This window comes from Streptomyces flaveus (assembly GCF_014647675.1).
GTDB lineage: Bacteria > Actinomycetota > Actinomycetes > Streptomycetales > Streptomycetaceae > Streptomyces > Streptomyces flaveus.
This window is the reverse complement of sequence record NZ_BMPQ01000035.1, coordinates 1-24501: the sequence shown is the minus strand read 5'-3', so window position 1 is coordinate 24501 and position 24501 is coordinate 1. Positions and strand designations below refer to the sequence as shown.

General features: G+C 69.6%; 22 protein-coding genes and 2 pseudogenes. 7 read left to right on the top strand and 17 right to left on the bottom strand.

All coding sequences use genetic code 11. From position 1 onward, the window contains the following. The 4 genes from IEZ21_RS39760 to IEZ21_RS39745 form a co-directional block, all read right to left on the bottom strand. On the bottom strand, nt 1-546 hold the full coding sequence (locus tag IEZ21_RS39760) for a GNAT family N-acetyltransferase (protein WP_246568655.1): 546 nt from the start codon (nt 544-546) through the stop codon (nt 1-3). Further along, on the bottom strand, nt 543-914 hold the full coding sequence (locus IEZ21_RS39755; RefSeq protein ID WP_189326691.1) for a hypothetical protein: 372 nt from the start codon (nt 912-914) through the stop codon (nt 543-545). The genes IEZ21_RS39760 and IEZ21_RS39755 overlap by 4 nt, the downstream gene beginning before the upstream one ends. 134 nt (nt 915-1048) lie before the next feature. Then, entirely contained in the window at nt 1049-1234 is a 186-nt protein-coding gene (locus IEZ21_RS39750) for a hypothetical protein (RefSeq protein WP_246568653.1), read from the bottom strand. 8 nt (nt 1235-1242) lie between these two features. Further along, on the bottom strand, nt 1243-1788 hold the full coding sequence (locus IEZ21_RS39745) for a hypothetical protein (RefSeq protein ID WP_189326690.1): 546 nt from the start codon (nt 1786-1788) through the stop codon (nt 1243-1245). A 126-nt stretch (nt 1789-1914) separates the two neighbouring features. Here IEZ21_RS39745 and IEZ21_RS39740 point away from each other — a divergent pair, with 126 nt between their 5' ends. Further along, entirely contained in the window at nt 1915-2592 is a 678-nt protein-coding gene (locus IEZ21_RS39740; protein WP_189326689.1) for an MFS transporter, read from the top strand. On the opposite strand, the gene IEZ21_RS39735 is transcribed toward IEZ21_RS39740, so the two are convergent. After that, nucleotides 2549-3310, bottom strand: coding sequence for an alpha/beta hydrolase (locus tag IEZ21_RS39735; protein ID WP_189326688.1), 762 nt, complete (start codon nt 3308-3310; stop codon nt 2549-2551). The genes IEZ21_RS39740 and IEZ21_RS39735 overlap by 44 nt on opposite strands. 159 nt (nt 3311-3469) lie before the next feature. Here IEZ21_RS39735 and IEZ21_RS39730 point away from each other — a divergent pair, with 159 nt between their 5' ends. Then, on the top strand, nt 3470-3862 hold the full coding sequence (locus IEZ21_RS39730) for a winged helix-turn-helix transcriptional regulator (RefSeq protein ID WP_189326687.1): 393 nt from the start codon (nt 3470-3472) through the stop codon (nt 3860-3862). A gap of 109 nt (nt 3863-3971) precedes the next feature. On the opposite strand, the gene IEZ21_RS39725 is transcribed toward IEZ21_RS39730, so the two are convergent. The 9 genes from IEZ21_RS39725 to IEZ21_RS39685 form a co-directional block, all read right to left on the bottom strand. Further along, complete coding sequence (locus IEZ21_RS39725; RefSeq protein ID WP_246568652.1) at nt 3972-5354, bottom strand: hypothetical protein; 1383 nt, start codon at nt 5352-5354, stop codon at nt 3972-3974. 68 nt (nt 5355-5422) lie between these two features. Further along, nucleotides 5423-6679, bottom strand: coding sequence for a CU044_5270 family protein (locus tag IEZ21_RS39720; RefSeq protein ID WP_189326686.1), 1257 nt, complete (start codon nt 6677-6679; stop codon nt 5423-5425). Beyond that, on the bottom strand, nt 6676-7326 hold the full coding sequence (locus IEZ21_RS39715) for an RNA polymerase sigma factor (protein ID WP_189326685.1): 651 nt from the start codon (nt 7324-7326) through the stop codon (nt 6676-6678). The genes IEZ21_RS39720 and IEZ21_RS39715 overlap by 4 nt, the downstream gene beginning before the upstream one ends. Nucleotides 7327-7636: 310 nt before the next feature. Beyond that, complete coding sequence (locus IEZ21_RS39710; RefSeq protein WP_189326684.1) at nt 7637-8137, bottom strand: MarR family winged helix-turn-helix transcriptional regulator; 501 nt, start codon at nt 8135-8137, stop codon at nt 7637-7639. A gap of 54 nt (nt 8138-8191) precedes the next feature. Next, entirely contained in the window at nt 8192-9229 is a 1038-nt protein-coding gene (locus IEZ21_RS39705; protein WP_213089413.1) for a branched-chain amino acid ABC transporter permease, read from the bottom strand. Continuing rightward, complete coding sequence (locus IEZ21_RS39700) at nt 9226-10098, bottom strand: branched-chain amino acid ABC transporter permease (protein WP_189326683.1); 873 nt, start codon at nt 10096-10098, stop codon at nt 9226-9228. The genes IEZ21_RS39705 and IEZ21_RS39700 overlap by 4 nt, the downstream gene beginning before the upstream one ends. After that, on the bottom strand, nt 10095-10850 hold the full coding sequence (locus tag IEZ21_RS39695; RefSeq protein WP_189326682.1) for an ABC transporter ATP-binding protein: 756 nt from the start codon (nt 10848-10850) through the stop codon (nt 10095-10097). The genes IEZ21_RS39700 and IEZ21_RS39695 overlap by 4 nt, the downstream gene beginning before the upstream one ends. Next, nucleotides 10847-11611: an ABC transporter ATP-binding protein gene (locus IEZ21_RS39690; protein ID WP_211270913.1), complete on the bottom strand. Its 765-nt coding sequence runs from the start codon at nt 11609-11611 to the stop codon at nt 10847-10849. The genes IEZ21_RS39695 and IEZ21_RS39690 overlap by 4 nt, the downstream gene beginning before the upstream one ends. A gap of 4 nt (nt 11612-11615) precedes the next feature. Beyond that, a complete protein-coding gene (locus IEZ21_RS39685; protein WP_189326681.1) occupies nt 11616-12932 on the bottom strand; it encodes an ABC transporter substrate-binding protein in 1317 nt (438 codons plus the stop codon). A 1069-nt stretch (nt 12933-14001) separates the two neighbouring features. Between IEZ21_RS39685 and IEZ21_RS39680 the strand changes: the two genes are divergently transcribed. Beyond that, nucleotides 14002-15684 carry a lysyl oxidase family protein gene (locus IEZ21_RS39680; protein WP_189326680.1) on the top strand — a complete coding sequence of 561 codons (1683 nt, stop codon included), beginning with the start codon at nt 14002-14004 and terminating at the stop codon, nt 15682-15684. Between the two features lie 293 nt (nt 15685-15977). Here the strand turns inward: IEZ21_RS39680 and IEZ21_RS39675 are convergent, their stop codons facing one another. Beyond that, on the bottom strand, nt 15978-17003 hold the full coding sequence (locus tag IEZ21_RS39675; protein WP_308429693.1) for a helix-turn-helix domain-containing protein: 1026 nt from the start codon (nt 17001-17003) through the stop codon (nt 15978-15980). Nucleotides 17004-17080: 77 nt separating this feature from the next. On the opposite strand from IEZ21_RS39675, the gene IEZ21_RS39670 reads away from it, so the two are divergent. The 4 genes and pseudogenes from IEZ21_RS39670 to IEZ21_RS39655 all read left to right on the top strand — a co-directional run bounded on the left by IEZ21_RS39670 (nt 17081) and on the right by IEZ21_RS39655 (nt 23038). Beyond that, nucleotides 17081-18871 carry an ABC transporter ATP-binding protein gene (locus IEZ21_RS39670; RefSeq protein ID WP_189326679.1) on the top strand — a complete coding sequence of 597 codons (1791 nt, stop codon included), beginning with the start codon at nt 17081-17083 and terminating at the stop codon, nt 18869-18871. Continuing rightward, nucleotides 18868-20583, top strand: coding sequence for an ABC transporter ATP-binding protein (locus IEZ21_RS39665; protein WP_189326678.1), 1716 nt, complete (start codon nt 18868-18870; stop codon nt 20581-20583). The genes IEZ21_RS39670 and IEZ21_RS39665 overlap by 4 nt, the downstream gene beginning before the upstream one ends. Before the next feature lie 1190 nt (nt 20584-21773). Further along, a complete protein-coding gene (locus IEZ21_RS39660) occupies nt 21774-22148 on the top strand; it encodes a hypothetical protein (protein ID WP_246568650.1) in 375 nt (124 codons plus the stop codon). Nucleotides 22149-22218: 70 nt separating this feature from the next. After that, nucleotides 22219-23038: pseudogene (locus IEZ21_RS39655) on the top strand (IS5 family transposase). Nucleotides 23039-23385: 347 nt separating this feature from the next. Here IEZ21_RS39655 and IEZ21_RS39650 read toward each other — a convergent pair. Together IEZ21_RS39650 and IEZ21_RS39645 are read right to left on the bottom strand one after the other, a co-directional pair. Beyond that, nucleotides 23386-24228 (bottom strand): HNH endonuclease, encoded by an 843-nt coding sequence (locus IEZ21_RS39650; RefSeq protein ID WP_189326676.1) that lies wholly within the window; start codon nt 24226-24228, stop codon nt 23386-23388. Then, nucleotides 24228-24501 (bottom strand): annotated as a pseudogene (locus IEZ21_RS39645) (hypothetical protein); the annotation flags it as partial. The gene IEZ21_RS39650 and the pseudogene IEZ21_RS39645, both read right to left, overlap by 1 nt.

Genomic DNA, 24501 nt, shown 5'->3' with positions numbered 1-24501 from the left:
TCAGGTCAGGTCCAGCACCATGGCGCACAGGTCCGGCGCACCCTCGAACGGCACGCTCTCACCGACAGTCCGGTAGCCCCACCCCTCGTACAGGGCACGTACCTTGCCGTGAGCCTTGTGCACCAGCAGCGTGACCCGCTGTTCCGGCCGGCCGTCCAGCAGCGCGTCGTGGATCCGGCGGGACGCCCTCGTGCCACGCCACGGGGCCCGCACCATCAGCTCCGACAGGGCGAAGGTGCGCGCCCCGGTCTCCGCCGTGAAGGCTTCCGGCAACGCCGGGGTCACCTTCGCCCACCAGGTCGTGGCCGGGCTCAGGGGAGCGCCGTAGGCGTAGCCGACCGGTTGCCCCTGGTCGTAGGCGACGACGCAGGCGAAGCCGTCGCGGGCGGACCAGTGGTCGACGAATTTCGCGAAGGAGTCCCGCCCGGCGAGGGGGTCGTCGCTGCCCTCGTACACCTCGTCGTGGACGTCGAGGAGGAGTTCGCGGATCGCGGCCGCATCATCGTGGCCGTAGTGCTGCATGTCGAGTTCGGCGTGTGTCGTCACGGGCGTCCTCCCTGGTGCTGGGCTGCGGCGGTCACCCGCTCGAGGCGGGACGTGATGCGGCTGCTGACGACGCCGGATGCCGGGACACGCGAGACGGTCGCGGCGGCCCGCTCCATGTGGCCTTGCTCGAGCTGGAGTTCTGCGAGCAGCACCGTGTAGTAGGCCCGGTTGCGGGTGAACCGGCCGTCGAGGAGATCAAGAGTCTGCTCTGTCTGCTGCTCCGCACGGGCGTACTGGCCGGCGCTCTGGTGGGCAATCGCTCCAAGGACGGAGAGTTCCGCCGGGGTCAGGAACGCGAGCCGGCTCGCCGCCCCCACGGGATCGGCACGGTCGTACACGCGCCCGGCCGCAGCCAGTTGACGGCCCATGCCCGCCGGATCGTCCTCGCCCGCGAGCCCCCGCCGCGAGTCCCGTGGCTGACGGCAGGCGCAGTCGAACGCGCTGTCGCGGCCGGTGCAGCTTTGTTCGGGCGGTTCGGCTCACGCGGCTCGGGCGGTTCGGCTCACGCGGTGTCGTCCGGACGCGAGCGCTGCTCGTCATGCCAGCCGTCGATGGCGGCGATGCGGTCCAGCGCTGCTTGCTGCTCGTCGTCCGTCACGGCGCCGTACTCGTCTTCGAGGCGTTCGGTCAACTCGCGCAGTCGGTCCATGGCGTCCTGGCGAGCGGCGGCGGCGATGTAGGCGGACACCCCGCGCGTCACCCTTCGTCCGTCTGGTCCGACCTGGACAGCGCCTCGGTGATCAAGCGGGTGGCGAAGTCGTGGTCGCCGGTGATCCTGTTGATGTGCTCCGCGAGGAGGACGGCTGTGGCTTCCAGGGGATTCATCTCGGCGTCGGTCCAGGGTCCGTACTGTGCGCGCCACAAGTTGGGGCTGAGGCCGATGCCTGCGGCGATGAGCAGGCCGGCCATGGTGGGGATGACCTCGGGACGGAAGGTCTTGGGCATCATGCGCATCGTGGCCACGAGGGCGGACACCGAGTACTCGATGACGTCCTCGTCGGCGTCCTCGCAGGCCTTCCGCAGCCACTGCATGAACATGTAAATGAGCGTGCCCGTGCCGTCCAGCAGCTCATCGAGTCCCGTAGGGCCCAAGGTCGCGGCGAACTGGTCGACCATCTGCTGCTGTTCGGGGTCGGTTTCGGTCTTGCTGTCGTAGACGGCTTTGAGCCGTGAGTCGATCATCATGAGCGCTGCGCCAATATCGCCGACGGGAGCGTACTTGGGGTCACAGGGCGATGACACAGGACTCCTCCTCATTTACGACCGCAGAGGGTAGTGCGGCATGTCCGTACGGTAAACCGTCGACCGGCCGGCGGTCCGGCGAATCCCGATGGAGGACCTTGTGGTGGCTGCGCCACTCGACCTTCGATGGGGCTGTTCCGCCACCGTGCGGTCTCCTCCTCCACCACCCTGCTCTTCCTCGGCGGCATCTCCCTGTACGGGTCGATGATGCTGCTCCCCTTGTACTTCCAGCAGGTCCGCGGCCAGGACGCCCTCGGCGCCGGACTGCTGCTCATCCCGCAGGGCGTCGGCGCGCTCCTCGCACGTGGCCTGGCGGGCAGGTACACCGACCGCTTCGGCCCCCGCGGGGTCGCACTCGCCGCGTTCGCGTTCCTCGCCGCGGCCACCGTGCCGTTCGCCTTCGTCACCGCCGACACCAGCGAGATCCTGCTGACAGCCGCGCTCTTCGTCCGCGGCATCGCCCTGGGAGCCGCCATGATCGCGCCCATGGGCGCCGCCTACGTCGGCCTGCAGCACCACGAGATCCCCGACGCCAGCATCATCAGCCGCGTCACCCAGCAACTCGGCGGCTCCGTAGGCATCGCGATCCTCGCCGTCGTTCTCCAGCACGGCGTGGGCGACGCCCGCACCCCCGACGCCCTGATCCATGGCTTCGACCAGGCCTTCTGGTGGGCGGTGGCCTTCACCGCACTCGCCCTTCCCCTCTGCTTGCTCCTGCCCGGCCACACCCAGTCCACGAATCCCGCCCAGGACAAGGCAGTTACCTTGCCTGCTGTTCGACGGCCGGACGACGCCAAAGGCTGACCTTGAGCAGCAGTTCGCTCAGTTCTGTCGGCATGGTGATCATGCAGTCGTGCCCGGTCGGCAATTCCCATGTCCGTGCCGGCGAGCCATTGGGCTGCATCGCGGGGACGGGCCGCCGCACGATGCCTTCCGGCTCCACGCCGACGCAGTGGATGTGCGTACGCGGAATCAAGTTCACGGCCGGGTTGTCCAGTCGGACCGGTTGCTGCAGGCAGCGCACCGGCTGGTCGGAGAGCATCGCGCGCAGCCACGCGACGTCCGCCGGGTCGGTGACCCCGAACAGACCGAAGGGCGGAGGCATTTCGGGCAGCGGCGGAACGCGCCAGCCGCTGCCGGACCTCGCGGCCTCGTCGATCAGCTTCTGGGTCACAGGCTGGACGTCGACCGCGGTCTCGCCGTGCTCCGGGACCATCGCATCCAGGTACACCAGATGCGCGATCCGTTCCGGCACCTCGTTGGCCACGGACGAGATGACCAGCCCCGCGTAGCTATGACCCACGAGTACCACCTCGGTCAGGTCCTCCTCGCGAATCAGCTTGACGACGTCCTCGACGTGGGTGTCGAGCCCCACCTCGGGACCGAGCAGGTGCGCCTTGTCGCCGTAGCCGGTCAGCGACGGCGCGAACACGCGATGTCCGGCCGATTCCAGCAGCGGGACCACCCGCTCCCAGCACCGGCCGCTGTGCCAAGCACCGTGCACCAGCAGGAATGTGGACATGATCGGGAGGCTCTTCCTCGTCGGGGTCGCGGAGGCGCGGGAACGTACCGGTTCCTTTTCGTGCCTCGGTACTCTTTGAGAACCGCAGTCATCGTGATGCACCAGCCATGCCTCGAGCAATAAGGCACATTTCGGTGCCCCGGTTCCCTGGAGGTAACCATGAGCACGGCCGACAGCGAGTCGCGGCCGGCCCGGCAGGAGGACCCATGCCGGACCCGCGAAGTACTCGACATCGTCGGTGACAAATGGTCGCTACTGGTCGTGCGCAACCTCAGCCAGGGACCGCGCCGTTTCACCGAACTCAAGCGAGCCATCGACGGAATCAGCCAGCGCATGCTCACCGTCACCCTGCGCAGCCTGGAACGCGACGGAATCCTCACGCGGACCGTCCACAACGTCATGCCACCGCACGTCAGCTACGAACTCACTCCGATGGGCAAAACCCTCCGCCAAGCCACCGCCCCCCTCTTGGAGTGGAGCACCACGCACCTGGCCCACATCGACGCCGCCCGCGCCACATACGACGCCCGCCCCGACACGCCCCGCGCCTAGCCAAACCCTCACGGCACCCTCGCCCGGCGGCGGTCACCCACGCACGTACACCTGTGGCCCGCGCACGGGCGCGGGCCACAGGCAGTCTGTTTCCGTCAGGGCTCGTTCGTCAGCGGAGTCCGCGCGAGGCCAGCAGGCCGCAGACCTCCGTCATGCTCGCGCACTCGGCGGTGCCGGAGGCCAGTACGGCGCGGGTGCCGGGGATGCCCGCGATGCCGTAGACCGTGCTGCCCCCGCTCGTCGAGGTGAGTTCTGCCGGAAGTTCCTCGTCGGTCCAGGTGGTGCCGTCCCAGCGGGAGAGCAGCGTGTGGGCGCTGCCTTGGGGCGCCCAGCCTCCGACCCACACGCCTCCCGAGCCGTCCGAGCCCGCGGCGTTCACTTCGTCGACTCCGGGGGTGGGTATCTCCTGCCACTTGCGGCCGTCCCAGCGCGTGGAGATCAGCCCGCTCGGGACCCCTGGATCGTTGGTCTTGCCGAAGACATGGACCGTTCCGCGCCTGGTCGACACGACGTGGTTGGCCACCCAGCCGGAGCCGTACTCGAAGGGGACTGGGACGGTCTTCACCGTCCAGCGCCGGCCGTCGAAGTGGTAGAGCAGGGGCGTGGAGACACCGTCCGCCATGGTCTCGGCGCTGACCCATACGTCGTTGGGGCCGGTGCCGGTGATGTCAAAGGGCTGTACGGGCTTGCCGTCCGGTGCCTGGGGCAGTGCCGTACGACTCCACTTGCGGCCGTCCCAGTGCTCCAGCATCCCGGAGTACGCCTGGTCCGGGTCGGCGGGGTCCGCCGTCGGGTTCCAGTCCATGGTGGTCAGCCACACGGAGTCCGCGCGCACCGACTCCATGTCCAGGACGAAACGGATCCATCCCTCGCCGGGGCCCGGACGCGACACCGACTTCCAGCGGGTGCCGTTCCAGTGCTGCAGCACGATCGAGCCGGAGGCCTCGGGGAGCGCCGAGCCCTCGCGGAGCCGGTCCGCCAGGGTGTCCGGCAGCCGCTCCAGGAGCGTGTCCGGCAGCCGGTCGGCTGTGCGGCTCTCCGGCGTCCGGGCGGCTGAGGAGGCAGCGGCGACTTCGATGTCGGTGTACGTTCCGGCCGCCCAGACGTCGTCCGGCCCCGAGGCGGCCATTGCATCCAACGTCGCGGGCCTGCCACCGGTCCCCGCGAGCGGAACATCGCTCCACCGGGTGCCGTCCCAGTGCTTGGCCACCGGAGCCGTAGTCCAGGACTCGTCCGCCTTCCCGCCGACCGCCCACGCGTCGGTCCGGCCCGTCGCGGTGACGTCGTAGAAGCCGGTCGACTCCGCCGAGGACGGCGGTAATTCCAGTTTCCAGGGCGCCTTCGCGGGGGCGGCCTGCCGCTCGGCCGGCGTCGGCGCTGGTGCCTGCGCCTGCGCCTGCGCGGCATACGGTGTGAGCGCGATGGCACAGGCCGCGAGCGCGGTGGCCACGCGGGTGGCGGGTGACGCCAACCGTCGTACGGGTGTTGTCATCTTCTCCTGTGCTCCTACTGGATTCTGTGCTGCTGTTCCTGGAGGGTGTTCCGCCGGATCACACGCGCTCACTGCTGAGCGTTCTCCGGCACGGTGATCTGGCTCTCGCCCCAGCTCATCCGGGTCGTGGCCGTGTAGTTCACGGTCGTGCCAGCGTCGAGACCCGCCTTCTGGGCCTTGGCGGACGGTTCGACCAGTACGAGCTGCTCGGAGAGCATCGCGCCGGTGGACGGGTCCACGACCAGCCGCTCCGCCACGCTCCCCAGCGGTGTCCGTGACGTGCCGGGGAAGGTGAAACCAACACCCTTGCGCCCCAGCGGATCGCTGACACCCCCCAGCCCTCGAACGCCGGGCATTTCCGCCATCACCCGGTACGCGGCCGCCCGGACCGCGGGCTCCACCGGCATCGTGATGAGGTTGGCCGCTTGACGCAGCACGTACGCCGTGCGTCCCACGCCTGCGTCGGCTCCGCTGTCCTCTCCGTGCAGCTTCTCCAGCTGTCGGCGCAACTCGCCGCTGTCGGAGGGCAGTTCACGCAGGTCCTGGTACGAGACGTTGTGCGGGCCGAGGGCGTAGATCTTGTCGTCGGCGTCCGTCCGCATGACCGTCGGCGGCCGGGTTCCCATCGTGTACCCGAGCGTGCCGCCTTGCTCGTTCCCCGTGACCTCGGCTTCCAACGTGCCGGGTGAGCCGGCGGCCCGCCAGCGTGCCTCGTCCTCCTTGGTCCGGGGGGCGATCACGGCGTCCAGACCGGAGACCATCAGGCTCCGGGTTCCCGGGCGTACGCCCACCGACCACTGGGCGGTCGACGTGTCGCGCACGGCGAAGGGCTGCCCCTTGCCTCCCGCCGCGCCGACGACGTTCACGTCCTCCGAGCGCGTGGTGGTCTGCCAGTACGTTCCTTCGGCGGTCGACGTCTCGGCCTTCTTCGCCACACTGAGCAGTTCGAGGCGGCCGTCGACGGGGACGTCACCCTGGCCGTCCGGCGTCGACGAACCCGGCCCCGCAGCAGTGGAGGAGGACTGCGGGGGCGAGCCCGGACTCACACCGAAAGGATCCCGGTCGAGAGTGCTCACGACCACCGCGGAAGCTGCGACGGCTGTGAGGGCCGCTACGGTCCCGAGCGGCCGGATCCCGCCCCGGAGTCGCCCCGGCACCCGGAAGCGTGCCGCGCGGCTGTCCGTCGCTCCGGCCAGGATGCGTGCCAGGTCCTCGCGCTGCCGCAGGGAGTCCGCCAGCCTGGACGGGTCCAGTTCGTCGGGTCGGGCGCCCGCGAGCACCTTCATGACGTCGGGCCGCCCGGACCGTTCGTGGGTGGTCTTCATGTGAGTGCTCCTTTGCGATCAGTGCGGCGCGGGGCCTGTGCGAGTGGTGCGGAGTCCGTCCTCTGCTCCGTCTTCTGCGCGGATACCGGCTTCTGTACGGACACCGGTTCCGGTACGGGCGCCGCCTCCGCTGCAGGTGCCGTATCTGCCAGGTACGCCGGCTCCAGCGCCTTCTCCAGACGGCGGCGGGCCCGGTGCAGCCGGACGGTCAGCGTCGCGGTGGTGCAGCCCAGGACCCGTGCGGCCTGCTTGGTGCTCAGCCCGTGCCAGGCGATGAGCGTCAGCAGCTCCCGGTCGGCGTCGGAAAGGCTCGCCAGGGCCTGCAGCGCGGCTTCCCGCTCGGTCACGTCCGCCGCGACGTCGCCGACGTCGGTCCGGGCACCGCTGCTGATGCGCTGCGCCTCCGCGGCGGCGAGGGCGTACTGGCGGCTGTCCCTGCGACGCAGCTCGCGCACCAGGTTGCGAGCCACTCCCAGGAGCCAGGGCAGCGCAGGTTGCGAAATGTCCCGCACCCGCCGCCAGGCCACGGCGAATGTCTCGCTGGTGATGTCCTCCCCTACCTGCCGTCCCACCAGGCTCGTGGTGTAGGCGAGAACGCGCGGATAGCACTCCTCATAGATGTCCCGGAAACGTTGGGCATGTGTCACGCGCCGTCCCCTCATATCGGCTTTCTCGGTTCTCTCACCAAGCAATGCGCGCAGCGGCCCAGTTCTTACAGGGGGAGCCGAAATCCATGCGATGTGGCCCACATCACGCTTCGGTGTTCCGGCTTCTGTGGAGCGCCCCGGCAGGGGACCAGGCAGAAGGGAACGGGCGTGATCACGTCCCCACCGTCGTCCGCGACAGGAGCAGCGGCCGGGGGAGCGTTGGCTGAACTCGTAGCCACAGTGGGTGAGTTCGGCCTTTTCGTTTGCGCGGAAGCGGGACGGGCCGGGCAGCGGCCCGCCGATCCGGGCGTCAGCCGTGGTGCCGCCCCGTCAAGGAGACGAGTCCGTCCTCCAGGCTCTGACGGAACGCGGACCGCCGCTTCTCCGGTATGTCGAGCAGCAACCGGTCCTCCAGCTTCTGCACCGCCGGCGCGCACGCCGCCAGCAGTTCCTCCCCCTCCCGCGTCAGCCGAGCCTCCATGATCCGCCGGTTCCCCGGGGCATGGGCACGCTCGAGCAGCCCGCGCTCCTCCAGCGCGCGCACCATCTCGTGCATCGTCTGGGGTCTGACGAAGGAGCGACGGGCCAACTGGGCGGAGGAGAGCCCGCCTCGGTGCTGAAGCACGGTCAGGGCCGTGTACTGGAACGTCGTGAGCCCGTACGGCCGCAGGGCCTCGTCCATGAAGTGACGGATGGCCAGTTCGAGCTGCTTGACGAGATAGATCGTCAGCGGGCCCTTGTGGCCCTCGGGGTCCGGGTCGGGATCCGCACCCGGAGCCGGACCCGGACCCCGGTCGGCTGCCTCCGCCATCGTTCGCACCTCTTGGTCGGTCGTCGGGGAGGTCGGGCGAGGCCGTCGTCGAGGTCAGACGACCGGTGTCTTCACCCGATAGCCGACAGGTAGTAGTTCCAGGTCACGTCGGCGAGCCACGGTACCCCACAGCCCATGGGGCATCCACAGCGTCATCCCGATGGCGAGGGCGCCGAGCCCGATCAGGTACCAGGTGCCTCCGTTGTCCCCGAACCAGTCCTGCACCAGGAAGAACACGATCGCTCCGATGATCGGTCCCTCGAAGGTGCCGAGGCCGCCGATGACCACCATGAAGATCATGTACGCGGACCAGTGGACCCCGAAGATGGAGTCCGGCTGCACCCGCAGGGTGCTCGCGAGGGTGATTCCGCCGGCCGCGGCACCGCCCACCGCCGCCAGGACGAAGACCAGCCGTTTCGCCGAGGTGACCCGTACCCCGACGGACGCCGCGCCCACCGGGTCGTCGCGGATCGCCTCCAGCGAAGCCCCCAGCCTGCTGCGCAGCAGCACGAACACGGCAAGCAGCAGTGCACTCATCAGCGCCAGGGCGAGCCAGTACACCTGGGCCTGCCGCACCGCCGGATCGGTGGCCGACAGATCGGTGAGCGAGCGGCCGGAACCGCCGCCCAGCGAAGGCGTGTTCACCACGATCAGCCGGAAGAACTCCGCGATCGCCCACATGCCGATGGCGAACTGCCCACCGGTGAGCCGGAACGCGAGCAGCGAGGTGGGTACGGCGACGGCACCCGCGAGCAGGGCTGCCAGGACGACCGCGAGAAAGGGGCTGACGCCTCGGTCGACGAAGAGGAAGACTCCGTAGGCGCCGAGGCCGATGAAGCCCTGCTGGCCGACGGAGACCAGACCGGCGTAGCCCGCCAGGGCGTTCCACATGGCCGCGACGATGACGAGGACGAACAGGGTCGTCAGCTTCGCGGTCGCCTCCGGCGTGAAGACGAAGGGGGCGAACGCCAGGGCGAGCAGCAGGGCGGCCAGGGCACCGGACGCCGTACGGGAGACGGGGGTCCACCGGTGGATGGTGGCGGTGGCCAGGGTCATCGGTGATGCGGTGGTCACCGGTGATGCGGTGGTCATGTGCGGCTCCTTCTCATGCCGAGCAGTCCCTGCGGACGGAAGGCCAGGACCGCGAGGAACACCGCGTGTCCGGCGATGATGGAGAAGCGTGGATCCACCTGCGCGCCGACCGTCTGGGCGACGCCGAGGACCATGCCTCCGACGAGCGTCCCCCACAGCGAACCGAGCCCTCCGATCACGACGACCTCGAAGGCGAACAGCAGCTGGGTCGGTCCCATGGACGGGCTGAACGACGACCGCATCGCGAAGAACGCTCCCGCCAGACCGGCGGTGGCGACAGCGATGGCGGCGGCCCAGGCGTACACCCGGCGGCTGTCGATCCCGACCAGCTCGGCGGTGTCCGCGTCGGCGGCGGTGGCGCGGATCGCCCGGCCGATGCCCGTACGGGCGAGCAGCAGTTGCAGCCCGCCGAGCAGCGCGACCGCCACCACCACGGTCAGCACACCGAGATACGGGATGCTCACCGACGACCCGAGCTGGAGACCGGCCGTGGACAGCGAACCGATGTCCAGGGAGCGGGAGTCGGCGCTGAAGGTCTCCAGCAGTACGTTCTGCAGCACGATGGCGAGACCGAAGGTGGCCAGCATCGACGACATCTCGCCGGTGCGCAGCGCCCTGCTGAGGATGCCACGCTGCAACGCCACTCCGACCAGGCCCATCACGGGCAGGACCAGCAGTACCGCGAAGAACGGGCTGATGCCGACGGCGGCGGCCAGCACCGCGACGAGGAACGCGCCGAGGACCGCGAGGTCGCCGTGGCTCAGGTTGACGGTCCGCATGACGCCGAACATCAGGGAGAGGCCGCAGGCGAAGAGCGCGTAGACACCGCCGAGCATGACGCCCTGCACGATGGCGTTGATCCAGTTCATGCCGGCTCCTCCTGCACGGTTGCGGCCGTGGCGCGGTCCGGTGCCGCCGCCCGGCTGAGTCCGAAGTACGCCTCGACGACCTGTTCGCGGGTGACCGCGCCTGCGGGTTCGTCCAGGACGACGCGGCCTTCGAGCATGCACAGCACGCGCCGGGCCACCCCCAGGGCGCGGCCGAGGTCCTGCTCCACCAGCAGCACCGTCGTACCGCCGGAGAGGATCGTGCCGAGCGAGTCGTAGAGGGTGTCGACCATGACGGGCGCGAGGCCCAGCGAGACCTCGTCGAGCAGCAGCAGCCGGGGGTTGGTCATCAGCGCCCTGCCGATGGCCACGGCCTGCTGCTCGCCGCCCGAGAGGTTGCCTGCGCGCCGCTTCAGCAGCCCGTCGAGCAGTGGGAAGGCGGCCACGACGGCTGCCAGGTCCCACGGTCCGGGGCGGCGCACCCGGGACGCGACCAGCAGGTTCTCCTCCACGGTGAGGTCGGCGAAGAGCCGCCTCCCCTCCGGGACCAACGCGATCCCGGCCGCGACACGGTCGTGGGCGCGGCGGGCCGTCACATCCACACCGTCCAGGCCGATACGGCCCTCGGCCGGCTGGTGTGCTCCGGCGACGGCACGCATCAGGGTGGACTTTCCGGCACCGTTGGCCCCGACCACCGCCACGACCTCGCCCTCGTCCACGGCGAAGGAGACATCGCGGACGGCGCGCAGCAGACCGTGCCGTACTTCGAGATTCTCGACCGTCAGCAGACTCATGCCGCGCTCCCGAGGTAGGCCTCGACGACCCGGGGATCGGACATGACGGCGTCCGGTTCGCCCTCGGCCAGGACCCGGCCCTGCGCGAGACAGACCAGCCGGTCGATCACCCGCAGAAGCGCGTGGATGACGTGCTCGATCCAGACGATGGCGATGCCGTCGGCGCGCAACTGCTCGATGGTGGCGATCAGTTCGTCCGTCTCGGCGTCGGTGAGACCACCCGCGATCTCGTCAAGGAGCAGCACCTGCGGATCGGTCGCCAGCGCCCGCGCCATCTCCAGTCGCTTGCGCTCCAGCAGGGTGAGCGCGGCCGCGGGCCGGTTGGCCTGGCCGAGCATGCCGCAGCGCTCGAGTACGCCGAGCGCGTGCTGTTGCGCGGCCCGACGCCGGTGCGAACCGCCCTGCACCGACGCGACCAGCACGTTCTCGTAGGCTGTCATGCCGGTGAAGGGGCGCGGCACCTGATGGGAGCGCCCGATGCCGCTGCGACAACGGCGGTCGACCTTCCAGCGGGTCACGTCCTGACCCTGGAAGGTGACACTGCCCTCTGAGGGGGACTGGGCCCCGGAGAGGATGTCGAGCAGGGTCGTCTTTCCGGCGCCGTTCGGGCCGACGATGCCCAGGGCCTCGCCGGGGGCGAGGGTGATGTCGATGCCTTCGAGGACGACCAGGCTGCCGAAGCGGCGGTGAATGCCGTTCGCCGAGAGCACCGGCGGGGCCGGTGCGGCCGCCGGTGCGGCCTCCCCTGTCTCCGCGGTCACCGGCTCAGCGGAGGGGCTCAAGTTCGCCTCCGAGCGGGATGGCGTTGAAGTTGCCGTTGTCGACGATGACCGGCTCGACGGCGAACTTGCTGCCCCCCGTGGCCTTGCGCCACTGCGCCATGACCAGCGGCTCCGTGGACACGTTCTTCACCGGCCCGGCCGTGAAGTCCAGCGGCCCGGCGACGGTGGTGAGCTTGGCCTCGCCGAGGGCGGCCGCCAATTCTTTGCGGTCCTTGGGGTCGGAGGTCGCCTTCAGAGCGTGGACCGCGACCTCGAAGAGCGCCATGTTGGACCCGATGACCTGGTTCCACTGCTTGCCCGTCGACTTCTCGTAGTCGTCGGCCAGTTGCCGGGCGGTCTGGTCGGTGAGGGTGGACGTGAACGGGAACTGCGGCGACCACCAGAAGCCGGCGCTGAGGCCGTGGCCGAGGGAGCCGAGCGCCTCGACCTGGGAGGGGAGGAGACCGGTCTTGGCGATGGACGCGATGCGCGGCCGATAGCCCTGCTGCCGGGCCTGCTTCCAGAAGGTGGCGAAGTCGGGCGGCAGCGGGAAGGTGTTGAAGATCTCCGCGTCCGCCTTCTTGAACGCCGCTATCTGCGCCGAGTAGTCGTTGGTCCCGTCCTCGTACGCCCCCGGGTCGACGATGGTGAACCCGCTCTTCTTCAGCTGCGGCCCGAGCCCCTGCCGGATCGCCTTGCCGTCGGGGTCGTTGGGCCACATGACGCCGACCCGCTTGTTGGTCTCCACCCCGCCCTTTGTCCACAGGGAGGTGTACGCGGTATGGATCTCCGCCACGCCTATGAAGAAGTGGTACGTGTACGTGAACGGCTTCTCGGGGGTGGCACCGCGGCCGAAGTACCAGGCCTCCCACGGCACGGCGGTCGACAGACACGGGATCTTGGCCGCCTCGCACGCGTCGGCGACGGGGTTGACCGTCTCCGGCGTGGAGGTGACGAGCATCAGGTCGATCTTCTCGCTGTTGATCAGATCGGCGGCGACCTGCGCGGCTGTCTGCGGATTCGACTGACTGTCGCGGTCGATGATCTCGACCGAGTACTTCTTGCCGCCGATCTTCAGCCCGTCCTTGAAGGTCGCGCGCAGCTTCTTCATCAGGAACGCGTTCGGCTCGCCGAAGCCCGCGGCCGGGCCCGTGCTGGGCGAGACATAGCCGATCCGGAGCACATCGTCGGTCTGCGCCGAGGACTCCTTGATGCCGCCGCAGGCGGTCAGCAGACCGCCTGCGGTGAACAGCCCGGCGGCTCCGGCCGTCCCCCGGATAATGGATCTTCGGGACAAATTGCCGTTCGCGGGTGTGCTCATGGGTGCGCTCATTGAATGCCTCCGGGCACGTCGAGGGAGCGGAACTGAGGGTGGTGAAGCTGCCGAGGAAGCCGGAACGGGCGGCTGAAGCCGCTGGGGGAAGCCGTAGCCGGCAGCAGAAAGCGGTGGCGGGTTCCTTCGCGTCCCGGTAGGGCCGGGCAGCATGCCCGATATCAGGAACCCTGATGATTGCCACGATGATGCACGCGTCGACTCCGGATGACAAGGGTGTTGCCGAGACATATCGGGTGCACTCTTCGGGTGCCACCCGCCCGGTGCCTCAGAGGGAGAGAAGTTGTCACGACGGCCTTGACGGGGCCCGCTTGGCAGGCGTAGTTGTTTATCAGGTTTCCTGACGTGTGAGCGGAGTGGACCGCGCTCGACGCATGCCTCGGTACCGCCGATTCCGCGCCCACGCCGGCGACCAGCACAAGCCGAATTCGGGGTGCGCAGCGCCCGCACTTCATCCGCGAAGACGGCGGCACGCCACCGAACCTGCCGCCCGAACTCGCCGATGTCGATCGCGGCCCGGAGTCCGTGCCGGATGGTGCTGATCAGGTGGGAGAAATATCAGAGCCTGGCGATCCGTCCGCTCACGCAAACGGCCCCGGGCGAGGAGTCCGGGGCCGAACAGAGCGCCTCCCTGGGGCCCCGGGGGGCGGCTTGACGCGTTGTGCCCCCGGCAGGGGACCAGGCAGATGGGAACGGGCGCGGGCCGTGGTCACCGGGAACACGGATCACCATCGAGTCCACTCCAGGGCTGTGAAGCGACTCGGCCGTCGGCCGCAGGTTCGAGTCCTGGGGCTGCCTCCAGTCCGCGGATGAACCGGGTGACGCTCTCAGGCAGGACATGCCGCCTCGGCCACGGATGCCTCAGAACCCGAACCCCCTACGGCGAAGCGACCGCCTGGTCGCACCTCGCCCACACCCCCGCCGCTTGACACCCCAACGGCATGGGTGTCCGACCTCCTGAATTGAGTTCTTCGTCAACAGACAACCCACACACCCCTTTCACCAATCTCACAGGTTGCTCACAGACTTGATCACGGCACTCGCAGACGAGGAACAGATGACCAGACAGCAGTACCGCAATCGCCTGCAGCGTTCGGCGTTAGCCGCAGGCGCCGCGCTCACCGTCGTCGTCGCCGGGGCGGGAGCCGCTCCCGGAGCCGGGGCGGCCGAGACGGGCAAGCCGAAGCTCAAGCTGATCGCCGCGTCGAACTCCGTGACGCTCGACCGCTGGGAGGATGACGGCGGGGTCTTCCTGGACCTCGGCACGTACGTCACGGTCGACGGCGCGCCGCTGGAGTTCAAGGTGACCCGGAAGTCGTACAAGGACCCCGTCGTCGCCCAGCAGATCATCCGCAACGGAACGAAGACGCAGACCAAGAAGCTGCCCGCCGGGCTGGTGAAGGACTTCTCCGGTCTGCCCGGCTTCCTGGAGGTGTCGGTCAAGAACGCGGCCGGCGAAGAGGTGTCGAAGGCCAAGCAGGCCTTCTGCCCGAACAACGCCTCCGGGCGGATCCGGCCGGACGCCCCGGCCACGTCGAAGTATCCGCAGAGCTGCCCCACCAACCCGTTCACGCTGGGCTCGGTGTGGGGCGTCGAGAAGGGCTGGGCGTCCAACACCACCGCTTGGGACTACGAGTCGATGGTGGACCTGCCGGCCGGCGAGTACACGGCAAACGTGTCGGTGGCCAAGAAGTACCGCGACCTGTTCGGGATCCCCGATGACCGGCCGACCGTCAAGGTGACGGTGCGTCAGAACAGTTCGGAAGATGGAGAAGGAGAGGGTGGAGCAGGAGCGGCCGCCTCGCGGTCCTCGGCCCACCACGGAGGGCACCAGACCGCCGGGCACGACGCGCACTCCGCCCACGACTATGGTCACCGCGGCGCCGACGAGCCCACCCCGCCCGCCCTGTCGCACGCGCTCGAGGACCGCGGCACGGCGCACCACCTGGGCGACGGCCCCGGACACACCGACGGCTCGCGCATCGCGCCCGCGCTGAAGCCCAACGCCGAGCGGCCCGCCGGCCGGGCGGGTGTCGCGGCGAACGTGCCCAAGCCGGACCTGCGTTCGCTGCCCGCCTGGGACATCGCCATCACCGACGGCGAGGACGGTGACGTACCGGGCAAGGACTACCTCGCCTTCAGCGCCAACGTCTGGAACGCCGGTCCCGCCCCGCTCGTAGTGGACGGCTTCCGCAGCCCCGGCAAGGAGCTGATGGACGCGTACCAGTACTTCTACGACGCCGACGGCAAGCAGGTCGGGTACGCGCCCACCGGCACCATGGAGTGGGACCCGCGGGACGGCCACGAGCACTGGCACTTCACTGACTTCGCGAGCTACCGGCTGCTGAGCGAGGACCAGACCAAGGAGGTCCGCAGCGGCAAGGAGGCGTTCTGCCTGGCCAACACCGACGCGATCGACTACACGGTGAAGAACGCCAACTGGCACCCGGAGAACACCGATCTGTCGACCGCCTGTGGTGGGGAGAACTCGATCTCGGTCCGTGAGGTCCTCGACGTCGGCTCCGGCGACACGTACACCCAGTACCGTCCCGGCCAGTCCTTCGACATCACCGACCTGCCGAACGGCACGTACTACATCCAGGTCATCGCCAACCCGGAGAAGCGCCTCCAGGAGACGAACACCGGCAACAACGTCGCGCTGCGCAAGGTCGTCCTGAGCGGTGAGCCGGGCGCCCGCTCGGTGACCGTGCCGCCGCACGATCTGATCGACGCCCCGTAGGAGACCGCGGTGCTCCTGGGGCCCGTCGCTTCGGCGCGGGCCTCAGGGCCACCGGCACCGCGTCCCGGTGGTTACCGCGGCCCTCGTGGTTTCAGCCCGTCAGTCCATTGGTGATGCGGTCCAGCATGAACGCCGACGATTCCCTGGCCCGTTCCTCCCACGCGAAGACGCAGGCCGTGGCGCATGCCTACCCCATCAGTTCGTCGAGGAGCATGGCGCTGACGCCGCCGTGGCCGTAGCCGGGTGGTCGTTCGTGTGCGATGCCCAGATCGCACCGTCCCACGAAGCCGCCGTCAGCCGGAGTCACCCGCATCGGCGGCGCGAGCGGGCTGCCGGTGACGGGACCGTACATCCGTACTCCGCCCGGGAACTCGTCCACCTCGGGTATCTCCGCCGGTTGGCGGCGGTGGCGGGTGCGGCCCGTCGAAACGGGAGGCTGGGGCATTGCCCCATCGTGCCGAGAGGCGCGGCACGTGGTCCACCCACGCCATGTCGGCCGTCGCGACGAGCGACTGACCGGCCACGGTTGCGGGGGTCACACCGGTGAACGCCACGACGTCCCGGTGCAGGTGCGACTGGTCGGCGTAGCCGCAGTCGGCCGCGACCCTGGCCGCCTCCTGGCCCCCGGCCAGGCGGGTGGCGGCCCAGTCGTAGCGGACGAGCTTCACGGCGCGCTTGGGCGGCAGGCCGAGCTGCGCGTGGAAGCGGGACCACAGGCGCTTGCGGCTCCAGCCCAGCTCGTCGGCCAGCTCCTCGACCCGCACTTGGCCGTGCTCGGCGACGATACGGTCCCAGGCCCAGGCCAGCTCCGGCTCGATGGCGGGCCCCGCGGCGGACAGCCGGGCGAGGAACGCTTCGACGAGCGCGAAGCGTTCCTCCCACGAGGCGGTCCCGGCCAGCTGCTCGCGCAGCCGGGCTGCCCGCCGCTCTCCCCACAGGTCGTCCAGGGCCACCACGGAGCTCTCCAGCTCAGCAGGGCCCACGCCAAGGACGGCGCGCGCGATAGCAGGGGACAAGCGCACCTGCATCCACTCGACGTTCGCGGCCCGCACCCGCGCCGCACCGCCGACGCCGAACCCGAGCCCGGTGACAATGCTGCCGCGGTGCTGCCGCCCCGTCGACTCGTCGATGCCGAGCGCCGCCTCGCCGCAGGCCAGCGCCAGCGTCAGCACGGGGTGCGGGTCGAGCCGGTGGTCGACCGGAGCCGGGCCGCGGTCGCGCAGCCCCGCCAGAACGACGCCGGGTACACGGCTGGGCCGGGCCGGGCGCGTGACCTGCCACACGGGGGCAGCGACGCGCTGGCGCACGGCAGTTGACATGCGTCCATGCTACGGCGCCCGCCCGGACGGAACATTTCTTCAATCCAGCGGGCCGTAGCCGCGGCGAAGGTGAGCGCATGACTTCCACCGGAACCACCGCGCCGCCACCACCGGGCGCGGCCCGTCTGTTGCGCCCGTACGCGGGTGGCTTCGCCGTCGTCGTCGTCCTGCAGGTCATCGGCGCTGTCGCCGGCCTGGCGCCGCTGCTCGCGGTCGTCGAGCTCGGCCGTACGCTGCTGGCGTCGGGGCCGGCCGACGACGGGCACGTGCGCAACGTCGTGCTCGCGGGCGCGGCAGGGCTGCTCGTACGGCTGCTGTTCACGGCCGCCTCGTCCGGCGTCGGACACCTCCTCGACACCCGGGTGCAGCTGTCGCTGCGTCGGCAACTCGCCGCGCGGCTCGGGCAGGTGCCGATCGGCTGGCTGGCGCGGCGGCGCAACGGGGAGCTGGCGAAGCTGGTGGGTGAGGACGTCAGCGCCGTGCACCCGATCATCGCCCACACGCCGGGCGAGCTGGTCTCCGCCTTCGTGGTGCCGCTGGTCTCGCTCGGCTACCTCCTCACCGTGGACTGGCGGCTGACGCTGATCACGCTGATCCCCGTGCTGCTGGCGGTCGCGCTGGTGCCGCTGATGATGACCCCTACGCGGCTGCGCGAGCAGAAGGAGTTCGACGCCGCGATGGGGCGGATCTCGGCGTCGGTGGTCGAGTTCGTGCAGGGCATCGCGGTGGTGAAGGCGTTCGGCGGGTCGGAGCGGGCGCACGGCAAGTTCCGTACCGCGGTGGGCGACTTCACCCGGAGCTTCTACCGGATGGTGCGCGGTCTTTCCGGGGTTGCCGCAGGGATGCAGGTGGCGCTGTCGCCGCCGTTCGTGCTGCTGGCGGTGCTGGTCGGCGGCACGTACCGGGTCACCGGGGGCGGGCTCGCCCCGGCGGACCTGCTGCCTTTCATGCTTCTCGGCCTCGGGCTGACCGCGCCCGTGGCCGCGCTCGGGCACGGCTTCGACGACCTGCAGGCCGCGCGGCGCGCCGTCGGCCGCATCCGGGACGTACTCGCCGAGCCGTCGCTGCCCGAGCCCGTACGGCCGGTGGCGCCCGAGGGACACCGGGTGGAGCTGCGTGACGTCCGCTTCGGGTACGAGGGTGCCGCGGCCGGGCGCGAGGTGCTGCGCGGTATCGACCTGGTGCTGGAGCCGGGGACGATCACGGCCGTGGTCGGGCCGTCCGGCAGCGGCAAGTCCACGCTGGTGCAGCTGCTGCCGCGGTTCTACGACCCGACGCACGGCTCCGTGCTCCTCGGCGGCGTCGACCTGCGTGAGGTGGGCAGCCAGGAGCTGTACCGGCGGGTGTCCTTCGTCTTCCAGGACGTCCGGCTGCTGCGCGCCTCGGTCGCGGACAACATCGCACTCGCCGTCCCGCACGCCGACCGCGACGCCGTCGTCCGCGCCGCCCGCCGGGCGAGCATCCACGACCGCATTCTCGAACTGCCCCGCGGCTACGACTCGGTGATCGGCGAGGACGCCCGCCTCTCCGGCGGCGAGGCGCAGCGCGTCTCGATCGCCCGCGCCCTGCTCGCAGACGCCCCCGTCCTGGTCCTCGACGAGGCCACCGCCTTCGCCGACCCGCAGACCGAGCAGGCGGTGCGCGAGGCGCTGGCACAGACGCGGGAGAAGCGGACGACGCTGGTCATCGCCCACCGCCTGGAGACGATCGCCGACGCCGACACCGTCGTGATGCTGCGCGACGGCGAGATCGTGGAGCGGGGCACGACCGCGGAACTCCTCACGCGGAACGGCGCATTCGCCGAATTCTGGAAGATCCACGCCGGTGCCGTGGAAGCCGGTGCCGTGGAAGGGGAAGAGGCCCGATGATCAGCACACTGCTGCGCGTGCTTGGCCACGAGTACGCCGGGCCGGTGCGCCGCACCGTTGCCCTGATGACGGCGACCGCCCTCGCCGAGGGACTGTCGTACGCCCTGCTGGTGCCCGTGCTGCGCGCGCTCTTCGGCAGCACACCCGAGGACGCCCGGCCCTGGCTGGCCGCCTTCGGCACGGCGGTCGCGATCTATGCGGTGCTGCGGTACATCAGCGACCGCTCCGGTTTCCGCGTGGGCACGACGATGCTGCACGGCATGTACGAGCGCCTCGGCGAACACCTCGCCCGGTTGCCCATCGGCTGGTATCAACCCGGCCGCACCGGCGAGGTGTCCGTCCTCGCCAGCCAGGGCGTGTTGCAGGCGATGAGCGTGATCGCGCACCTGCTGGCGCCGTTCATCTCCGCCTGTGTGACGCCGCTGACGATCGTCGCCGTGATGCTCGTCTTCAACTGGCAGTTGGGGCTTGCCGGCCTGGCTGCTGTGCCGTTGGTAGCCGCGGTCCAGCTGCGCACGGCCCGCGCGACGACGGCGACCGACACGGAGCGCGTGGCACGCGAACGCGCGGCCACCGGCCGCGTCATCGAGTACCTCCAGGCCCAGCCGGTGCTGCGCGCCGGCGGCCGCACCGGCGAGCGATTCGGTCTGCTGGACGACTCCCTGGAGGAACTGCGCCGCGCCTCGCGTCACTCCACCATGTCGGCGCTGCCGGGTGTGCTGGGTCTTGCGGTCACCGTGCAGGCGGTGTTCACCGCGCTGCTCGCACTCGGCGCGTACCTCGCCCTCGGCGGGGACATCGGCACGGCCGAGCTGCTCGCGGTCCTGGTGCTCGCCGCCCGCTGCGCCGACCCGCTGCTGTCCCTCGCCGAGATGAGTGGCGGCATCCGCGCCGCCCGCGCCGAACTCACCCGCCTCGACGACGTCCTCAACACCAAGCCGCTGCCGGAGCCTCGCGCGCCGCGCGAACCGGCCGGTCACGACGTCGCGTTCGACGGGGTCACCTTCCGGCACGGCGACCGCGCGGTCGCCGACGGGGTGACGCTGTCCGTACCCGAGGGCCGGCGGCTCGCCTTCGTCGGGCCGTCAGGCGCGGGCAAGACGACGCTGCTGCAGCTGCTCGCCCGCTTCTACGACGTCGACGCGGGCGCGGTGCGGATCGGCGGCGTGGACGTACGGGAGATGGACACCGCGGCGCTGATGGCGCGGATCGCCATCGTCTTCCAGGACGTCTACCTCTTCGACGGCACGATCGAGGAGAACGTGCGCCTCGGCCGCCCGGACGCCACCGACGCCGAGGTACTGGCCGCGGCCGCCGCGGCCCGTCTCGACGAGGTGATCGAGCGGATGCCCGGCGGCTGGTCGGCGGACGTGGGCGAGGGCGGGGCGCTGCTGTCGGGCGGCGAGCGGCAGCGCGTCTCCATCGCCCGCGCGCTGCTGAAGGACGCGCCGATCGTGCTGCTCGACGAGGTCACTTCGGCCCTGGACCCGGTGAACGAGGCGGCCGTGCACGCCGGCATCGAGGAGCTGATGGCGGGCCGGACCGTGGTGCTGGTGGCGCACCGCATGGGGACCGTGCGCCGGGCCGACCGCGTCGCCTTCCTGGACGCCGGGCGGGTGGTCGAACAGGGCAGCCACGAGGAGTTGCTGCGGCGCGCCGGCCGGTACGCCGCGTACTGGGACCTGTCCCGGGCCGGGGCGGCGCGGGACTGAGACACGGCCGTGCAGGTTGTCGCCCCGGCCGCGCAGGGCCTCGGTGGAGAAGACGACGGAACGGCCGACGAGGAAGTCCTCGGGATCCTTCAGCGGAGATCGGGCCACGGAGATCACCGGGCAGCGGAGTTTGTCGTGGTCGGCGTAGCGGCGGTGGCCGTTCTCGGTGTCCTCGACGACACCCAGGATCCGGCCGGAGAAGTGGTCGCACAGGGCATCGAGCGCAGGGGCGAAGCAGCCGCCGACGCCGAGGAGGACGACCTGGTGGTCGGCGGCGCGTTCTTCGAGGTGGCGCAGGGTCAGGTCGGGGTGGGCGAACAGGTCGTGGTGAGCTGTCGCAGGCGTAGCCGTCGCCTTCGACCCGGCATAGCGCCTGGCCGTGGACGGACTTGGGCTTGGGGCGCACCGCCCGCAGCTCGGCGACGGCACCCGCACCGCGTACGCACGCGGGCCGCTCGGGTAGCAGGTGGGTGCCGGATATGGCAGGCCGCTGCCCGAGCCCAGGCGGGGGAGCGGTGGCAGGAGCTCACGCAAACGGCCCCGGACAAGGAGTCCGAGGCCGAGTGGGAGCCCTCTCTGGGTAAGAAACCCCAGGTCAGAGTGGTAATGCGTTGTGCCCCCGGCAGGATTCGAACCTGCGACACCCGCTTTAGGAGGGCAACAGAGCCTGTAGCCAGTGGCTCCTACCTGCATCTTTCGTCTTCATGATGACACCTGGGGTGTCTGTGAGTGCAGGTTTCGCCTGTGGTTCACGGCTAAGAACACGGCTACCTGAGGGCATGCAGGAGGTGCCCGCATGGGCCCGCTCACACAGACAGGACGCACCACGCTCTCCATGTGATGCCTGCCTGGAACGAGCCGTCGCCGTAGTCCTGTCTTCTCGCCCAGAGGGTGCTGCCCGAACGTTGGATTGCCGCGTACGGCTGCCTCCGAAGAGACCAGTAACCCTGGTCCCACCGCCGCCAGGAGAGGCCCGTTCGATGGAGTCGCAGCGCCATCAGCTGCCCGCCGCCGTCTTCGGATCCGCCCCCATCGCGACCGGATCGCCGGGTACCAGTCAGCGTGTGATTCCCAACCCTGGGCTTTCCCGGTGGCGCTAGCCTCAGCACATGACCCACGGCCATGACGTCATGCCTCAACCCCCGCCAGCCGAGCCAGGAGTTCTCCGACTCCGTGTCGACCCCGCTGCCATGTTTGATGAAGTCAAGCTGCGGGCTACACCGGGTCTTGCTCGTGCGCTCCTAGCCCAGTTGGAAGAGCAGGGGGCGGATGCTAGTTACGCGGCAGAGTTCGGCATCGACCCCGGTCATCTGCTCATCGTTGCGTTGATGATGCGCGATAACGGCGCTTGGATGACCTTGCGGACCGCCATCGAAGCTGTTGCCAACCGCCACCAGGGCGCCCGAATTCGTATCGAGCTGGGCCCCAACACGGTTGAGATCGAGGGCAAGAGCACCCCCGAGATGGAGGCACTCCTTCGCCAGGCGCGCGAGATCTATGAAGCAGACGCTCAGCGAGCGCGCGAGAGTAGTAGCGGCGGCGATAGCGAGGATCAGGAGCAGTGATGGCCAGCCGAAGAGGATGCTTAAGAGGGTGTCTCACGTGGCGTGATGTCCGTGCGGCATGATGCCGTTCGTGGGTGCCGATCTGTCGAAGCGTCTGGTTCCTGATGAACTCTGGGAACTGGTCGCCCCGTTGCTGCCGTCGTTTGCTGCTCGTCCGCAGGGCGGAGGGACCGCGCCGTGTGATGAGCGGGCAGTGTTCACGGCGGTGGTGTACGTGCTGACCAGCGGATGCGCGTGGCGGCACCTGCCACCGACGTTCGGTACGTCGCCGGCGACGGCTCACCGTAGGTTCACGGTCTGGACCGAGGCCGGCCTGTGGCGTCGGCTGCACCGGGCCGTCCTGGACGAGCTCGGAGCCAGGGGCGAGGTCGACTGGACCTCGGCGATCATCGATGCGACCTCCGTCCGCGCTAAAAGGGGGGATCGCTGACCGGGCCGAACCCGGTCGATCGCGGCAAGAAGGGCAGCAAGCTGCACGTCCTGTCCGACGCCCAGGGCATCCCGCTGGCGGTCGCCGCTTCCGGTGCGAACCTGCACGACAGCCAGGCGTTCAAGCCGTTGATCCTCGGGATACCCGCCGTACGCTCCCGCCGTGGACCGCGCCGACGGCGCCCGGTCAAAGTCCGTGCGGACAAAAGGCGTACTTCTCCGCCGATCACCTCGCCTGGCTCCGCGAACGCGGCTTGGTCGCGCGGATCGCTCGACCAGGCATCGAGTCCGGCGAACGACTCGGCCGTCACCGCTGGAAGATCGAACGGTCCATCGCCTGGCTCTTCGGCTACCGCCGTCTCACCGTCCGATACGAACGAAAGGGCAGCCACTTCCTCGCTTTCCTCGGCCTGGCCGCGGCCCTCACCTGCTACAAGAAGCTCGCGAAACTCACCACATGAGACACCCTCTAAGCCTTCGTAGATGACGGTAACAGTGACGCCGGAACGGAGATCACCGTGTTTCACCGTCGACAGGTGAGCCGATCCCTTACCGGGTAGGAGGCAGGATCACCCCGGTTGGCAGTTGTGACCCGCTTACTGGAACACCGGATGGCGCTACACCCATCGCGCAGAGAAGTCGACGGTGCCTCCGGCGAACTGCGCGCGGTTGAACGAGATGGTGCCGCCGGAGAACTGCGCGTCGGCGAGATGGATGGTGCCTCCGCAGAACTGCGCATTGTCGAAGCGTGTGGTGCTGCCGGAGTGCCCTCCGGCGGGCTCGGCTGCGTCCCCAGCCCCGAACCGATTCAGATGTCGTTCATACCGCCGTTGATGTACCAGTCGCACTCCGCGAGGCCGTACAGCCAGGCGGTCTCCCAGTCGTTTGGATCGAACGCCGCGTGGCTGTCGGCCTCTTCCAAGATGGCGGCCCGCAGTCCCTCAGGGCCTGAGGAGGCAAGAGTGTCCGTGTCCCTCTGCCGACGGCTCGCCAGACGACGTGGCGTCTCGAATTTGAACTTGGGCCCCAGCTTGTTCTTGGTGAAGTGGTGGACCAGTCGCTGGGCTTTGACCTCTGGCCAGTCCGCCGGAGGAAGGACCGAGAACTCGGCTACTGCGCCGCCGGCGACCCTGTGGATCTCGGCGTATAGCCACCGGGCGGTTCCGAGATCGTCGAAGTAGGGGTGGAACGGTTCCATGGCAGGGTCGGTGGCGAAGGAGGTGCTCTTGCCCTGGTTGCAGGGCCCGCAGGCAGGTACCAGGTTCAGAGGCGTCAGAGCCAGGAGCGGAAAGGCGGCCTTCGGGGCGTGGTGGTCGAGCGTGGACGCCGGACCGGCTCCGCAGATGCTGCAGCCGTATGTCGCCGTGGCCTTGATCGCGTTGTAGAGCCTCCGTCCGCCCCCTCCGACGAGCGCTTTGTCGTATGTGGCACTGAGGCGGCCCTTATCCGTGTCGTGGGGCTGCGACTCGAACTCGGAGACCAGCAGGGCGAGCAGCTCACTTACTTCACCGGCCGCCCTGTATCGCTCCTCTTGCCCTATGAGCTCTGGAAGCCGGGCGATCAGGTCCGTCCATTCCTGTTTCGTCAGCCACGGCGTGCATGCTTTCATCACGTCCTCGACGGTGATCTCCGGCTTCAACGGCCATCGCATCAGCCTTCCTCCCGCGCCCGAGCGAACGTCATGGCGCGCAGCAGAGCCCGGGCTTCTGCTCCCAGGCCTGTAAATCGCCCGGTGATTTCCTCGTAGGTTCCGCCCCTTTCAACCTCTGCAGCGATCGCCGCGTGAAAGCCTGTTGAAGAGACCTCCAGGCCGAACACGTCGTAGGTCAGCTCACCGACGTTCTCCCGGGCTCGTCGATGAACTAATGGTGCGTGTCGCGTCAACTGTTCTTTGACGTCGCGTTCATGACGTATCTGGCGAGTT

Excerpts from the sequence above, each read along its gene's own strand:
- IEZ21_RS39665 (WP_189326678.1), top strand. The coding sequence starts at position 18,868 with ATGATCAGCACACTGCTGCGCGTGCTTGGCCACGAGTACGCCGGGCCG.
- IEZ21_RS39735 (WP_189326688.1), bottom strand. The coding sequence starts at position 3,310 with ATGTCCACATTCCTGCTGGTGCACGGTGCTTGGCACAGCGGCCGGTGC.
- IEZ21_RS39670 (WP_189326679.1), top strand. The coding sequence starts at position 17,081 with ATGACTTCCACCGGAACCACCGCGCCGCCACCACCGGGCGCGGCCCGT.
- IEZ21_RS39710 (WP_189326684.1), bottom strand. The coding sequence starts at position 8,137 with ATGGCGGAGGCAGCCGACCGGGGTCCGGGTCCGGCTCCGGGTGCGGAT.
- IEZ21_RS39755 (WP_189326691.1), bottom strand. The coding sequence starts at position 914 with ATGGGCCGTCAACTGGCTGCGGCCGGGCGCGTGTACGACCGTGCCGAT.
- IEZ21_RS39695 (WP_189326682.1), bottom strand. The coding sequence starts at position 10,850 with ATGAGTCTGCTGACGGTCGAGAATCTCGAAGTACGGCACGGTCTGCTG.
- IEZ21_RS39720 (WP_189326686.1), bottom strand. The coding sequence starts at position 6,679 with ATGAAGACCACCCACGAACGGTCCGGGCGGCCCGACGTCATGAAGGTG.
- IEZ21_RS39705 (WP_213089413.1), bottom strand. The coding sequence starts at position 9,229 with ATGACCACCGCATCACCGGTGACCACCGCATCACCGATGACCCTGGCC.
- IEZ21_RS39740 (WP_189326689.1), top strand. The coding sequence starts at position 1,915 with ATGGGGCTGTTCCGCCACCGTGCGGTCTCCTCCTCCACCACCCTGCTC.
- IEZ21_RS39680 (WP_189326680.1), top strand. The coding sequence starts at position 14,002 with ATGACCAGACAGCAGTACCGCAATCGCCTGCAGCGTTCGGCGTTAGCC.
- IEZ21_RS39725 (WP_246568652.1), bottom strand. The coding sequence starts at position 5,354 with ATGACAACACCCGTACGACGGTTGGCGTCACCCGCCACCCGCGTGGCC.
- IEZ21_RS39660 (WP_246568650.1), top strand. The coding sequence starts at position 21,774 with ATGTTTGATGAAGTCAAGCTGCGGGCTACACCGGGTCTTGCTCGTGCG.
- IEZ21_RS39700 (WP_189326683.1), bottom strand. The coding sequence starts at position 10,098 with ATGAACTGGATCAACGCCATCGTGCAGGGCGTCATGCTCGGCGGTGTC.
- IEZ21_RS39685 (WP_189326681.1), bottom strand. The coding sequence starts at position 12,932 with ATGAGCACACCCGCGAACGGCAATTTGTCCCGAAGATCCATTATCCGG.
- IEZ21_RS39675 (WP_308429693.1), bottom strand. The coding sequence starts at position 17,003 with ATGTCAACTGCCGTGCGCCAGCGCGTCGCTGCCCCCGTGTGGCAGGTC.
- IEZ21_RS39650 (WP_189326676.1), bottom strand. The coding sequence starts at position 24,228 with ATGCGATGGCCGTTGAAGCCGGAGATCACCGTCGAGGACGTGATGAAA.
- IEZ21_RS39730 (WP_189326687.1), top strand. The coding sequence starts at position 3,470 with ATGAGCACGGCCGACAGCGAGTCGCGGCCGGCCCGGCAGGAGGACCCA.